The 13,848-nt window shown below is 53.0% G+C and carries 16 protein-coding genes; 8 read left to right on the top strand and 8 right to left on the bottom strand.

Annotation, left to right across the window (positions count from 1 at the left end; translation table 11 throughout):
- Window positions 1-4: 4 nt before the first annotated feature.
- Window positions 5-1,003 (bottom strand): deoxyribose-phosphate aldolase, encoded by a 999-nt coding sequence (deoC, locus tag FIV45_RS04115; RefSeq protein ID WP_099471139.1) that lies wholly within the window; start codon window positions 1,001-1,003, stop codon window positions 5-7.
- 25 nt (window positions 1,004-1,028) lie between these two features.
- Window positions 1,029-2,279: a phosphopentomutase gene (locus tag FIV45_RS04110; RefSeq protein ID WP_099471138.1), complete on the bottom strand. Its 1,251-nt coding sequence runs from the start codon at window positions 2,277-2,279 to the stop codon at window positions 1,029-1,031.
- A 347-nt stretch (window positions 2,280-2,626) separates the two neighbouring features.
- Between FIV45_RS04110 and FIV45_RS04105 the strand changes: the two genes are divergently transcribed.
- The 3 genes from FIV45_RS04105 to FIV45_RS04095 are packed head-to-tail and all read left to right on the top strand — an operon-like array spanning window position 2,627 to window position 5,240.
- Entirely contained in the window at window positions 2,627-3,451 is an 825-nt protein-coding gene (locus tag FIV45_RS04105) for a purine-nucleoside phosphorylase (RefSeq protein WP_099471137.1), read from the top strand.
- Window positions 3,452-3,478: 27 nt separating this feature from the next.
- Entirely contained in the window at window positions 3,479-4,621 is a 1,143-nt protein-coding gene (locus tag FIV45_RS04100; RefSeq protein ID WP_099471136.1) for a carbohydrate kinase family protein, read from the top strand.
- A gap of 58 nt (window positions 4,622-4,679) precedes the next feature.
- Window positions 4,680-5,240: a phosphoribosyltransferase gene (locus tag FIV45_RS04095; RefSeq protein ID WP_099471135.1), complete on the top strand. Its 561-nt coding sequence runs from the start codon at window positions 4,680-4,682 to the stop codon at window positions 5,238-5,240.
- Window positions 5,241-5,304: 64 nt separating this feature from the next.
- Here FIV45_RS04095 and deoA read toward each other — a convergent pair whose 3' ends face one another.
- Complete coding sequence (deoA, locus tag FIV45_RS04090) at window positions 5,305-6,624, bottom strand: thymidine phosphorylase (RefSeq protein ID WP_099471134.1); 1,320 nt, start codon at window positions 6,622-6,624, stop codon at window positions 5,305-5,307.
- A 259-nt stretch (window positions 6,625-6,883) separates the two neighbouring features.
- Here deoA and FIV45_RS04085 point away from each other — a divergent pair, with 259 nt between their 5' ends.
- The gene (locus tag FIV45_RS04085; protein ID WP_099471133.1) at window positions 6,884-7,504 is read left to right on the top strand and encodes a TetR family transcriptional regulator C-terminal domain-containing protein; all 621 of its coding nucleotides are present in this window, start codon (window positions 6,884-6,886) and stop codon (window positions 7,502-7,504) included.
- Between the two features lie 51 nt (window positions 7,505-7,555).
- Complete coding sequence (gene upp / locus FIV45_RS04080) at window positions 7,556-8,197, top strand: uracil phosphoribosyltransferase (protein WP_099471132.1); 642 nt, start codon at window positions 7,556-7,558, stop codon at window positions 8,195-8,197.
- A gap of 29 nt (window positions 8,198-8,226) precedes the next feature.
- Here upp and FIV45_RS04075 read toward each other — a convergent pair whose 3' ends face one another.
- The 4 genes from FIV45_RS04075 to FIV45_RS04060 all read right to left on the bottom strand — a co-directional run bounded on the left by FIV45_RS04075 (window position 8,227) and on the right by FIV45_RS04060 (window position 10,654).
- Complete coding sequence (locus tag FIV45_RS04075; protein WP_099471131.1) at window positions 8,227-8,706, bottom strand: nuclear transport factor 2 family protein; 480 nt, start codon at window positions 8,704-8,706, stop codon at window positions 8,227-8,229.
- A gap of 37 nt (window positions 8,707-8,743) precedes the next feature.
- Complete coding sequence (locus FIV45_RS04070) at window positions 8,744-9,172, bottom strand: GFA family protein (RefSeq protein WP_099471130.1); 429 nt, start codon at window positions 9,170-9,172, stop codon at window positions 8,744-8,746.
- A 101-nt stretch (window positions 9,173-9,273) separates the two neighbouring features.
- Entirely contained in the window at window positions 9,274-10,050 is a 777-nt protein-coding gene (locus FIV45_RS04065; protein ID WP_165776878.1) for a S1/P1 nuclease, read from the bottom strand.
- Window positions 10,051-10,075: 25 nt separating this feature from the next.
- On the bottom strand, window positions 10,076-10,654 hold the full coding sequence (locus FIV45_RS04060; RefSeq protein WP_099471128.1) for a thymidine kinase: 579 nt from the start codon (window positions 10,652-10,654) through the stop codon (window positions 10,076-10,078).
- A 156-nt stretch (window positions 10,655-10,810) separates the two neighbouring features.
- Here FIV45_RS04060 and FIV45_RS04055 point away from each other — a divergent pair, with 156 nt between their 5' ends.
- Together FIV45_RS04055 and FIV45_RS04050 are read left to right on the top strand one after the other, a co-directional pair.
- On the top strand, window positions 10,811-11,305 hold the full coding sequence (locus FIV45_RS04055; RefSeq protein ID WP_099471127.1) for a 2-thiouracil desulfurase family protein: 495 nt from the start codon (window positions 10,811-10,813) through the stop codon (window positions 11,303-11,305).
- Window positions 11,302-11,697, top strand: coding sequence for a cytidine deaminase (locus FIV45_RS04050; RefSeq protein WP_099471126.1), 396 nt, complete (start codon window positions 11,302-11,304; stop codon window positions 11,695-11,697). Before FIV45_RS04055 ends, FIV45_RS04050 begins: the two co-directional genes overlap by 4 nt.
- Window position 11,698: 1 nt before the next feature.
- Here the strand turns inward: FIV45_RS04050 and FIV45_RS04045 are convergent, their stop codons facing one another.
- Complete coding sequence (locus FIV45_RS04045; RefSeq protein WP_204601995.1) at window positions 11,699-13,153, bottom strand: amidohydrolase family protein; 1,455 nt, start codon at window positions 13,151-13,153, stop codon at window positions 11,699-11,701.
- Window positions 13,154-13,469: 316 nt separating this feature from the next.
- On the opposite strand from FIV45_RS04045, the gene FIV45_RS04040 reads away from it, so the two are divergent.
- Window positions 13,470-13,838 (top strand): GntR family transcriptional regulator, encoded by a 369-nt coding sequence (locus FIV45_RS04040; RefSeq protein WP_099471125.1) that lies wholly within the window; start codon window positions 13,470-13,472, stop codon window positions 13,836-13,838.
- Window positions 13,839-13,848 lie beyond the last annotated feature (10 nt).

The following is a 13,848-nucleotide window of genomic DNA, read 5'->3' as shown; positions in this document are numbered from 1 at the left end:
TGACCTACCCTATTGGATGACGGTTGGCGGCGGAGTAGCGGCCTGTGACAAAATGCTCGAGCTGGCGTTCGATATCGCCGAGCAGGCTCGACGCGCCAAAGCGGAACAGATTGGGCGAGAGCCATTCATCACCCAGTTCCTCCTTGATCAACACCAGATATTGCAGCGCCAGTTTGGCGGTGCCGATGCCACCGGCGGGCTTATAGCCGACCTTTTGCCCCGTCTTCTCGTAAAATTCACGAATCATGCGGATCATCACCAGACTGACCGGCAAGGTGGCGTTGACCGCTTCCATGCCGGTGGAGGTTTTGATGAAATCAGATCCCGCCATCATGCAGACCATGGACGCCTTGGCAACCTTGGTGATCGACCCCAATTGCCCGGTGGCGAGTATCGATTTCATATGCGCCTCGCCGCAGGCTTCGCGGTAGGCCTTCACTTCGTCATAGAGCGCCTGCCAGTTGCCGGTCAGCACATGACGGCGGCTGATGACGATGTCGATTTCCTCAGCCCCGGCGGCGACAGAAGCGCGGATTTCCGCGAGCCGGGTCTCTAAGGGCGCGAGACCGGCCGGAAAGCCTGTCGAGACCGCCGCCACGGGAATGCCGCTGCCGCGCAGGGCGTTAACCGCGGTTTCGATCATCTCATGATAGACGCAGACCGCGCCGGTGGTCAGCCCCAGGTTCTGCGCGCCGAGGGCTTCGAGAATATCCGACCGCACCGGGTTGCGCGCCTTGGCGCAGAGCCGTCTGACCCGCCCCGGCGTATCATCCCCGGACAGGGTGGTCAGATCGATGCAGGAAATCGCCTTCAGGTGCCAGGCGGCCTGCCATTCCTTTTTGACCGTGCGCCGCCCGCTGAGCGAGGCAATGCGCCGGTCGACGGCGGATTTATTGACTTTGATCTCATCGACCCATTCCGGGTGAAAATCGCATCCTTCAACCCGGGGAAAGTGATTATGCAAAATCTCAACCGCCCCCGATTTTTTAACTTGTTCACTCACTGTATTTATCTCAATTCATTAAATGTTACAGAAATGAAGTCCCTACGGGCAGAGGGTCGAGCCCCAGATGCACCGCCAGACTTGCTCCTATGTCTGCAAATGTCGCGCGCTTGCCGATGTTGGCGGGCGTGACATTTGGTCCGAAGGCAATCACGGGCACATGCTCGCGGGTATGGTCGGAACCGGGCCAGGTGGGGTCGCAGCCATGATCGGCGGTCAGAACCACCACATCATCGGGCCGAAGCCCCGCCCAGAGTTCCGGAAGTTGCCGGTCAAATGCTTCCAAAGCGGCCGCATAGCCCGGCACATCACGACGATGCCCATACAACATGTCGAAATCTACGAGATTGGCGAAGAGAATCGCGTTATCGGGCGCGTCCTTCACCTGCTCCATCAGCACGCGGAAAATCTCCGCATTGCCGTGGGCTTTAAATTTTTGTGTGATGCCCTGATGGGCAAAAATGTCGGCGATCTTGCCGATGGAAATCACCTCGCCGCCGCTTTCCGCAAAGCGGTCGAGCAAGGTCGGCACCGGCGGCAAAACCGACAGATCGCGGCGATTGCCGGTGCGAATGAAATTCTCTGGACTGTCGCCGGTGAACGGTCGGGCGATCACCCGTCCAATATTATAGGGGTCGACCAGTTTGCGCGCCACGTCGCAGACCTCATACAGGCGCTCAAGACCAAAGCTCTCCTCATGGGCGGCGATCTGGAAGACCGAATCCGCCGAGGTATAGACGATCGGCTTGCCGGTCTTGATATGTTCCGCCCCGAGTTCAGCGATGATCGTCGTGCCGGACGCGTGGCAATTGCCCAGTACCCCTGGCAGATCGCACTCGGTCACCAAATCATGGATCAGACTTTCCGGAAAACTTGGTGTTTCCATGGAGAAATACCCCCATTCGAATTCCACCGGCACCCCGGCCATTTCCCAATGACCGCTCGGCGTGTCCTTGCCCTTGCTGAGTTCAGCTGCAAAACCGTAGCGTCCGGTGATGTGAGAGGCTTTTTCCACGGCGATCTCGTAACCCGCCGACTGTTCGGCTGCGAGACCAAGGCCAAGCTGCATCAGATTGTGAATCACCAATGGACCCGCCCGCAGACCGTCACGGTCCGCCCGGCCCGCCGCACATTCGGCGGCAATATGGCCAAAAGTATTGGCGCCCTGATCGCCGAAATGCTCCGCATCATCGGTTTCACCGACCCCGAAAGAATCCAGCACTACTATTATGGCCCGCACAGTCTCGTCTCCAGAAAACTTAAAAATCTTTGTCATTTTGAGGACAGATATGTAGCTTATACTACAGCCCGCCCTAAATTTTGTCCAGATGGTAAAAAAAATAGTTCACAATCCGGATAAATTCAGTATTATCCTCACTATTCATCAGATATTCCCGGCGGCACGCCTTGTTCGAACAACCGCGTCACACATTCACGGGAACCGGCTGGGATGACAGTATAACATAAGGTAACCCCGCGCATGACGGAAGATTTACAGTATATCACCCGCCCCGACCAGAGGTTATCCAAACTTTATAAAAGAAACATGTATTTTTTTAAGGCCATTCGCCACACCCATGATAGAATGCGCCTCAATCCAGTAACATCCGGAGCATAACAAGCATGACTGCACAAGAAGTCGAAAGAAGCGTATCCGCCATCCAATCAGCCTACTCGGGCGACTTCCCCAGGACCGCCCTGATATTGGGCAGCGGTTTGGGAAAATTCGGCGATAATATGGAAATAGACACCATTATTTCCTATGACCAGATTCCCGACTTCCCCCAACCGACCGTCGAAGGTCATGCCGGGCGCTTGCTGATCGGCAAGGTCGGACGAACGCCAGTGGTCTGCATGCAGGGTCGAATGCATTTGTATGAAGGCCATCCCGCCGCACAGCTCGCCATTTCAATCCGCACCTTCAAGCGGCTCGGCGTTGAAAATCTGATCATCACCAATGCCGCCGGCAGCCTGCATATGGATATGCCCGCCGGGTCCATCATGCGCATCGACGATCACGTGAACATGTCAGGCAGCAATCCTTTGATCGGGCTTAATGATGACAATTTTGGCCCCCGTTTCTTTGACATGACCGAAGCCTACGATCCCGGCATGAAAGACCGGATAGCCAGCGCCGCGGATGCTCTTGATATCAAACTGTTCAACGGCACCTATGTTCAGCTCGCGGGACCGAATTTCGAGACCCCGGCTGAAATTCGCATGCTGGGCAAGATGGGCATTGACGCCGTCGGCATGTCGACGGTGCAGGAATGTCTGGTGGCGCGCCATTGCGGCATCAAGGTCGCCGGTCTGTCTCTGATTACCAACCTCGGCGCCGGCCTGTCGCCGCACGCTCTCTCCCATGACGAAACATTGAGCGAAGCCGAAAAAGCCTATGGCGACATCAGTAAGTTACTGATACATTTCCTGGACCAGCTTTCGGATTAACTCAAAATTCAGTGAGACTCTATATTTATGCCAGCCTTACGTCACCCAACAAAAAAAGCTCTCTCTATCGGCAGTGTAATGATTGATATTATTACGGTTATCGCCGACAATGACATCGAACTGATGACCCTGCACAATCAGACCTCTTCTTATCTGATGTTGGAACAAGGCCGTAAAATCGAATCCGAGAGCATCGATGATTATGTCGGCGGCGGCGGGGCAAATACGGCCGTCTGTATGGGCCGACTGGGCATGGAAATGGATATACTGGCCCTGATCAAGGAAGACCTGAACGGCAAGAAAATCCGGCGGCGGTTGGAAGAAGAGAATATCGGCCTTACCCATCTGCAAATTCTTACTCAGGTCGGCAGCGGCGTGGCGGTGCATGTCTCGTCTCATGACCGCAATGCCGCAATTTTCACCCATCGTGGGGCCAATTGTTGCCTGGACGCGGACATGGTCAAAGCCATCAAGTTCACGCCTTACGAGCTGGTTTATATCACCAACCTGAGCAACGAATCCGCCGACCAGTTTCCCCTGATCGTCAGCCGCGCCCAAGAGGCCGATTGTTTCATCGCCTCTAACCCCGGCATCCGCCAACTGACCCGGCGTAGCGAAGACTTCCTCAGCTGCCTGCCCGCGATCAATCTGCTGTCCATCAATAAAGTGGAATGTGAGGCCCTGATCCCTCACCTTGTTTCAAGCCATCAGCCAAAAGCCTTGCATCCCACCATCGCCGCAGCAGACCCCGACAGCTTGCCCCCGTTACTGGTGAATGGATTTCATTTCGCTGGATTTTCAATGGGCCTGCTTGCCGCCATGAAGATTCTTGCCGCCCAAGGTCCGGACTATGTCGTGATTACAGACGGCAGCAAGGGGGCTTATTTGCTCAAGGATGACATACTCTATTACTGCCCACCGATGGAAGTGGTGATGAGAGGCTCCGCCGGCGCCGGTGACAGTTTTTCCTCGACACTTGCCAGCCTGATTTCCGCCGGCAACGCCCCTGATGTCTCGCTGTATGCCGCTTCTCTCAATGCGGTTTCTGTGATCTCCGAAGTGGATACCCAGACCGGCCTGTTAACCTTTGACCAGCTTTCACAGGCGGTTGCCCGGGACCTTGGACAAAAAACCATAACCCAACAAATTACCCAGTGGGATGTGTCATAGTTCATCTATCACACTTCCCTTTTTCATTTAATATGTGACTTACTATAGTGGACTGAACATGGATAAAGTTTATATCTCGGCAAATGACTTGCTGGATGATTCCTTCAAACTGGCGCATGCCATACTCGAAAGCGGTTTTGAGCCGGATTATATCGTCGGGGTGTGGCGGGGTGGAACACCAATCGGTATCGCCGTACAGGAATACCTTGATTATCGTGGCCTGAAATCGGATCACATCGCCATCCGTACCTCTTCCTATACCGGGATCGCCACCCGGTCCTCGACCGTACGCGTGCACGGCCTTGGCTATATCGTCGAGAACATCAACGCAGAAGACAAACTTCTGATCGTCGATGATGTATTTGATTCCGGCCTTAGTGTTGACGCCATCATCCGCGACCTGTCCGAACAGTGTCGCCGCAACATGCCGGAAGACACCCGTGTCGCCACCGTTTATTACAAACCCGAAAAACGCAAGACAGAACGGATTCCGGATTATTACATTCATGAAACCAATGAATGGCTGGTCTTCCCCCATGAATTGCACGGCCTGACAGTCGACGAAATTCAGAAGAACAAATCGCCCAGCATTGCCTCTCTTCTGACCGAAGACCTTTAAGCCTTCTTCATTAAAAAAGCCCGCCAGATTATTTTTGGCGGGCTTTTTTTTGCGTCTGTTATCATCAGGCCGTCATTAGCTTGCGGATCACCGGCGGCGCCGCTTGCGGCTGTTCCGACAGTTGGTAACAGTTCTGCATATCGGCAATAATTTGTTCGGCCTCGGCGTCCGACTGGGCATACACCATCGCCATCGGAGTTTGTGCATCGACATATTCGCCGATCCGGGCAATGTCGCCCAATCCCACGGCCATGTCCAGCACCTGCCCCGGCACCGATCTTCCGCCACCTAATTTAACAATCAGATTGCCAACCCCGCGGACATCAATCGCGGACACATACCCGGCATCGCGGGCATAGACCGGCTTGATCACCCGCGCCTTGGCAAGATAGAGATCATTTTTCTCGACAAAATCCGCCGGCCCGCCCAATTCCGTAACCATTTCGGCGAAAATTTCCAGCGCCCGGCCATTATCCAGCACCGCCTCCAGCTTCGCCTCGGCTTCTTCACGAGTCGCCGCCAGTTTAGTCAGCAGCAGCATCTCTGACGTCAGTGACATCACCACCTCATGCAACCGCGGATCCCGCACCCGGCCACTCAAATAGTCGAGCGTTTCCACCACCTCCAGGGCATTGCCCGCCGTACGGCCCAGCACCTCATCCATGGAGGTCAGTATTGCATGGGTCGGCACCTGATTTTCCCCCGCTGTCCGGATGATGGAACTGGCCAGTTCCTCGGCTTGTGCTTCTGTTTCCATAAAGGCGCCCGGCCCCACCTTGATGTCCATCACCAGGGCGTCAAGACCGGCGGAAATTTTCTTCGACAGGATCGAGGCGGTGATCAGGGCGATGGATTCAACCGTCGCCGTCACGTCGCGCACGCTGTAAATCAGCCGGTCCGCCGGGGCGAGTTCTGCGGTTTGACCAATAATGGCGCAGCCGGTTTTCTTCACCACCCGCCGCAAAATATCCAGATCCGGTGTCGCATCATAACCGGGAATGGCTTCCATCTTGTCGAGCGTACCCCCGGTATGGCCAAGACCGCGCCCGGAAATCATCGGCACGTAACCGCCGCAGGCCGCAATCATCGGCGCCAGCATCAGGCTGACCTTGTCGCCAACACCGCCTGTGGAATGCTTATCCACCACAGGCCCGCCGAGATCTTCCGTCGACCAGTCGAGTTTGACGCCACTGCTGATCATCGCTTTGGTCAGGGCGCTGACCTCGGTAATGCTCATCGACTGGAAGTAAACCGCCATGGTGAAGGCCGAAACCTGTTCGCGACTCACAGAGCCATCCGCCAGCCCTTCGATGAGACTGTTGATCTCCTGAGCCGATAATTCTCCGCCATCGCGCTTTTTGCGAATAATCTCTTTGACAAGCATGTTCTGCTCCTTAATTCCATGACTTAAATATTGTTTCTCTACCCTTTTAGAGTATTTTTTTATCATTTGATAAAATATTTTCCAATTTTATTTTATTTGAAGCTCAATTTAGGCTATTGTGCTGTGAGGGTAGCGGATTGAATATGATTTATGGATCATACGTGTAAAACTGATTATACAGATACTTACCAAATATGGATATTCAGAATCCTTTTCTGAACAGGCAGTATTAATGACAATAATGAAAAAAGATTAGGTTATGCAAAAAAAACGCTCTCGCATACAGATAATAAATCAGCAGAAGGTCCTCGACGCGGCCACCGACATCTTCGCCAAATATGGTTTTCGCGGCGGCACCATTGACCAGATCGCCGAAATGGCCGGCATGTCCAAGCCAAACCTGCTGTATTACTTCAAAACCAAAAAAGAAATTTACCTCGCGGTTCTTGAGCAAACCCTCAATAAATGGCTGCAATGCCTGCAAGACTGGCAGGTTACAGGCACGCCGGAAGAAACCATCAGCAATTACATTGACACCAAGCTGGAATTTTCCCGCAATCATGCGGCGGGATCGCGGGTGTTCGCCAATGAGATCATGGAAGGCGCCCCGATTCTTAAAACCCTGCTGGGGGAAGACTTGAAACGTCTGGTGGATGAAGATACCAAGGTCATCAAGGGCTGGGTCAAGAATGGCGACATTCGCCCGATCGATCCGATCCATCTGATTTTCATGATCTGGGCCGTAACCCAGCATTACGCGGATTTTGAAACCCAGATTGAAACATTGACCGGCAAAACGCTGCAGGACGAAGATTTTTACAAACAGGCTAAAAAAACAGTCAAACAAATTATTTTGGGCGGAGTTCTAAAAGAGTCCTGAGCATTAACAGCGCCCTTTTCCGCCTTTAACGGTAACCGAATAGAGAATAACATGTTGAATACCCCCGAAGGCGTTACGCTGATCAATCACCCGCTGATTAAACATAAACTGACCATCATGCGGAAAAAAGACACCCCGTCCTTCCTGTTCCGCATGCTCCTGAAAGAAATCAGCCTGCTGATGGGCTATGAAGTCACCCGCAGCCTGCCCGTGCAGCAGGTGGAGGTTGAAACACCGATCACCACCATGCAATCGCCGAAACTAAAGGGCCGCAAGATGTGCATCTTTTCCATCCTGCGGGCAGGCGAAGGCCTGGCGCAGGGCCTGCTGGACCTGATCCCTTCGGCCAAGGTCGGCCATGTCGGCCTGTATCGCGATCCAAATGACCTGCATGCGGTTGAATATTATTTCAAGTCGCCGGCTCATCTGGAGGAACGCTTCTGTCTGGTGGTTGATCCCATGCTCGCCACGGGGAATTCTGCGATTACGGCGCTCGACCGCATCAAGCGCGCCGGCGCCCGCGACATCACCTTCCTTTGTCTGCTTGCCGCCCCGGAAGGCATCGCCGCCCTGCGCAAGGCCCACCCGGATGTGGAAATCTATACCGCCGCCATTGATGAGAAACTCAATGAGAAGAGTTATATCGTTCCCGGACTCGGCGATGCCGGCGACCGCATTTTTGGAACCCTGTAAGGCAGATCAGCCCTCCCAGACGCCCGGCCCTATTTGGTCGGGCATTTTTCCGGGGTGTGGGTGTCAATCAAGGCCGATACCTTCCAGGCGTCATCCAGCTTCACCAGAGTAAAGTGATTAACGCCACAGGATTTCAGTTCCCCGTCCAATGCTATGGTAAAGGGAGCCCAAGCCGACGCTAGCGCGCCTTCCACATTGATTTTGACATCAAAAATCTGTTCATCCGCCTGCCCTGGCTGCAGACCATCAACCCAGGCTGTCCACTTCGACAGGTCGCCATGATGCAGGGGTTTTCCTGGCATGATACGGTTCAGCGGTGCATCCTGCAGAATTAGGGTTTTCAACGGCCCACTGTCCCCGGCCCGCATGGCGTCAAAAATCTGGTCCAATACTGCACGTACAGCTTTTTCCTCTGATGCCGTTGCCCGCGCCGGCAAGCCGCTACTGACCAGTAGCAGCAAAGCTCCCACGATCATAATGGCTGATACTTTATATGTGCGTCCCGTCATTCTAAACTCCTGCTGTTGGCGTGTTGGGCTTTGGTCCTTACGCCGACGGTGGCGCAAATTTGGCAAAGACTTCAGCCCCCGTCATATCCTCTGTATGGTTGGCAAAGCTGTAATAGGCTGGCTTCTCGTCAACGAAGACCTGGTGCGTGAACTGAAAGGCCTCATCATCGTCAAACAGGCCGACCTGCATCATATGCTGATTTGTCTCTTTGAGGTGATAAAACAGATGGCTGCCGCATGAGCGGCAAAACCCTCGCTCGGCCCATTGCGACGAGTTGAACAAGGCGATGTTTTCCGTCCCCTCAAACACAACATCCGTCCCGCAATCAATCTCCATATAAGGACCGCCGCCCCATTTCCGGCACATCTTGCAATGGCAGGCCCCGACATGGCATTGCGCCGGATGTGCCGTGAAAGCGACTGCGCCGCACAAACATCTGCCCTTGGCTGTATTACGTTCTGTCATTCCATTTCCCCTTTCTCACGAATGTTTCTCAATCAAATAGGTCCCCCCGATAAATGGTACGACAAAGCCCGAAAAAGCCAAAGCATTTTTCGGGGGCGATTTTATTCCGCGAAAATTGCGTTCAGGGTGCCGGCCAGACGCATACCGCCTTTCAGCAATTGCTGCCGGATCACCGGGCGATATTTATAGACATAGCCCCAGGAAAAGTTCCGGTCACCAACCTGATAAACCTCGTCACGCAGCTTGAGCCCTTCATGCACCCAATCCAGCGGTGTGGCGGATTGATAGGCGACGATTTCGTCCGGGCTGGCTTTATCAAGGAAATTGGACCATTCGGTGAAGGACAGCTTCTCTTTATCGACCAGATGAATATCCCATGTCGAATGCAGATCAGTCACCTCCTCGAACCACATAACCTTCACCCGGTTACCGCCGTGATCCTCGGCATGACCATAATGTAACGGCTGATGCATATCGCCAACTATATGGACGAGAAACTTCAGGGCATGCTGTTTTTCCGCCAGCGTGGCATTTTTTGACTTCAGGGTGGCGACGAATTCCTCATAAGCACTGAGCACATCGCCCTCAGGATTGCGCGGTGTATTTTCAAATGTCTGACCTGCCGGTACATTGATATAATGAAACACATTGGCTTTCCGCCAATAGTCATCCGGATTGGATTTCATTTCATCCGCCCAGTTGGCGACTTCCGCCAGGGACGCGTTGCCCAGGATGGCTTTGACGCCCGCCCGCGCCGCATCCGTAAGATGACGTTCCGCCAGCTCCCCCACCACCCGGTGGCCGGTTTTTTCATAAGCCAGGGCACTGGGAATGCCCGACAAGGTAAAAATCATAACCAGACTTAAGAATTTCCGCATAATGGTCTCCTGAGTGAATGTTTGATTAGCTAAAGGCCAATTCCATAAAATGTTTACGGCACAACACGACGTAGCGTTCATTGCCGCCAACCTCGGTTTGTGCGCCTTCCTTGATGACATTTCCCTTATCGTCGGTGCGCAGATTCATGGTGGCTTTGCTGCCGCATTTGCAGATGGTTTTCAGCTCCCGCAGTTCGTCGGCGATGGCCAGAAGATGCTTGCTGCCTTCGAACAATTCTGCCTGGAAATCAGTGCGGATACCATAGGTCAGCACCGGAATACCGATCCGGTCACAAATGGACGCCAGCTGAAATACCTGATCCCTGGTGAGAAACTGCGCCTCGTCAATCAACACACAATTGAGTTTGCGGCGTTTCAGTTCATTGGTCACCGCCTGATAGATATCAGTCTTGTCATCGAACGTATGCGCCTCGGCCTCAAGCCCGATGCGCGAGGCAACCTTGCCCACCCCGAAACGATCATCCAGCAGGGCGGTAAACAGCATGGTTTCCATGCCCCGCTCCTGATAGTTGAAGCTCGACTGCAAAAGAGTAGTTGATTTTCCCGCATTCATCGATGAATAATAAAAATAGAGTTTGGCCATTACTTTAAGAACTTATGCTTGCTGTGATTTTTATTGTGTTCAGAAAATATCCATCCTATATATAGTTTTTTTATCAGTTGGTAAATAAAATAGATATCCCTTAACCCGGTATAACTCTCTTACACCAATAACAGTCCAAAACTCAAAGGCAAAAACATTACAAAGGCCCGTGCAAAAATATTGATCAGTTCCTGTCTTCTCGGCCACAAGGTACGGTATGATGGCGGTGATAAATATATGGCCTCTCCCCTGTTGGAAAAATGGCAGGCGGAAGACCGTCTGGTGCCGGTATGCCCGGAAATGGTCGGGGGACTGCCCGCCCCGCGGCCCGCCGCTGAGATCAGGACTGGGGATGGCGAAGACGTCCTGCGTGAACAGGCCCAGGTCTTTGACGCGCAGGGAACGGATCATACCGAAGCCTTTATCCGCGGAGCGGAACGCGCCCTCACCCTGGCCCGGGAAAATGGATGCCAATATGCCATCCTCACCGAATACAGCCCCTCTTGTGGCTCAGCTCAGATTTACAACGGCCAGTTTGATGGCACAAGAAGACAAGGCAAAGGCGTAACCGCCGCCTTACTGGAACAGCACGGCATCCAGGTATACTCTTCAGAAAACTTTCAGGATTTACAGAAGGAACTGGACATATGAGCAAAGACGAACTGATCAAAGCCGCCCGGGCGGCCAAAGCCCACAGCTATTCCCCCTATTCCAAATTTCCGGTTGGCGCTGCTGTGCTGTTGGAAGATGGTCAGGTCTTTTCGGGCACCAACATTGAAAATGCCAGCTATGGCCTGACCTGTTGTGCGGAACGGGTGGCCTTGTTTTCCGCCCGCACAGCAAGTAATTCCAAGGTAACCGGGCTCGCCATATCCATTGGTCGGGATGAAGACCAGTTGGCAAAAGAATCTCTGGTGCCCTGCGGCGCCTGCCGTCAGGTAATGTCAGAATTCATGAGCCCGGATACACCTGTGCATGTTGACGGAAACCGCAGTTTTACTTTGGCGGAACTCCTGCCCCATTCCTTCGTCCTGCCGGAATAGCTTATTCCGCGGCGGCCTTTTTCTTCAGAGCTTCGGTGATTTTAGCGGCGATAGCATTGGCTTTCGCCCGCACCTTTTCCCCGTCCAGGGTTTTCAACACCCTGTCCTGCATCAGGACATGGCCGTCGACAATTGTTGTCACCACATCGTTACTGTTCACCGCATAGACCAGATGAGAGATCACATTATATAGCGGCGTCATATGCGCTCCGGTGATGTCCACCTGAATCATGTCGGCCCTCTTGCCCACCACAAGATCACCCACCAGATCCCCCAGTTGCGCCGCTTCCGCACCGCCCCGGGTCGCCATATCAAGCACAACCTCCGCCGGCATCAGTGTGGCGTCATATTGCACCCCTTTATGCAGCAGCGCCGCCAGACGAATTTCTTCCCACATGTTCAGATCATTGTTCGACGCCGCGCCATCCGTACCCAGCCCCAAAACAACGCCTGCCTCGACCATTTGCGGGATCGGCGCCACACCGGCGGCGGTTTTCAGATTTGATGTCGGGTTATGGATCACCCCGACCTTATGATCCGCCAGCAGCTTAATTTCTTCATCGGTTGGATGGACAACATGGGCGGCAATCAATTTGCTGTCCAGCATCCCCTGATTGGCCACATGCAGCACCGGGCTGCTGCCATATCTTTCTTTAATCTGGGTAAGTTCCGCCCGATCTTCCGCCAGATGGAAACTGATCGGCACATCAAGTTCTTTAGCCACTTTGGCGACTTCCGCCAAATGTTCTGCAGAAACCGTATAAGGCGCATGCGGTGCAAACGCCGGGATCACCCGCCCGGATTTACTTTTGCGTTCCTTGACGAACTTGACCGCAGCTGCAAAGGAATCATCCCAGCCGGTAAAGCCCGGGCTCGGGAAGTCGATTGAAGGCGCCGCCATCACTGCCCGCAAGCCGCATTTTTCGATAACATCCGCCCCCCGGTCCGGATAAAAATACATGTCGACAAAAGAGGTGGTGCCGCCCTTGATCATTTCCATGCAGGCAAGCTGCATGCCCGTTTCAATAAAGTCCGGGTCAACAAATTCGCCTTCCATCGGGAAGATATAATTCTGCAACCACGGCATCAACGCCAGATCATCCGCCATGCCGCGAAAAAGAACCATCGCCGTATGAGTATGACCGTTGACCAACCCCGGCATCAATATCCGGTCATCCCCCGCCACATAAGTTTCCGCCGAATAGGCCGCCGTAATCTTTTCCGCCGTATCTACGGCGACAATTACCCCGTCCCTGACCGCAACAGCCCCATTGTCAATCACCGGCCGCGTCTTGTCCATCGTCACCACATAACGACCATGAACAATCATATCGACAGAGACTGGCGCAGCCGCCATGGCGACCGATAGGGGAAGAGTTACCGTCATGATAAAACCTAACAGAGTTTGCTTTATGATAAAAATGCCGCGGAACGGGGCGAGAGAGGTCAGAGACATTTAAGATCCTTTGTTTTCATTATTACCCCTAATATATGCTTTTTGCAGCGTCAGAGATAGAGGGCAGAGGAATTTTTTATCTTCTGATCAAATTCAATGAGTCGCCAGAGACCATGTTTTTACTCCGCAGGGGGCCTGCAACACACCGGATACAACAGTCCACGCCTCCCCTTAATATACATAACTACATATAAATAAAAGATTTAAAAGATTTATAACTTTTTTCATTGACCTTTATCGCAATAGTGTACTATCTTTGTACAACACTTAAACACCACAACAGTTTAGTGCCAACTCTTACAGATAGGAATTTACAGTGGCAACACAGTGGAAAAATGACCAACCGATCTATCTGCAGCTGAAGGAGCAGATCCTCGCCATGATAATGGACGGGGTTCTAACAGAAGGCGAAGCCTTACCTTCCGTACGCAAGGTCGCCGTGGATTATCAAATTAACCCCATCACAGCCTCCAAAGCTTATGCAGAGCTTGTTGATGAAGGACTGGTAGAAAAAAGAAGAGGTCTTGGAATGTTTATCTTAGAAGGCGCCAAAAAGAATCTTTTAAAAGCGGAACAGGAAAAATTCCTCACCGAGGAATGGCCCGAAATCATCAAACGGATTTCCCGCCTCGGGCTTGACCCCAAGGAATTGGTCAAAGCCTCAGAAAACAACACCAGTCATTGAGCGAGGAGCC

It is taken from the genome of Paremcibacter congregatus (assembly GCF_006385135.1).
Taxonomy (GTDB): domain Bacteria; phylum Pseudomonadota; class Alphaproteobacteria; order Sphingomonadales; family Emcibacteraceae; genus Paremcibacter; species Paremcibacter congregatus.
Note: the sequence above shows the minus strand (reverse complement) of the source record. Positions and strands in the feature narration are given on the sequence as shown.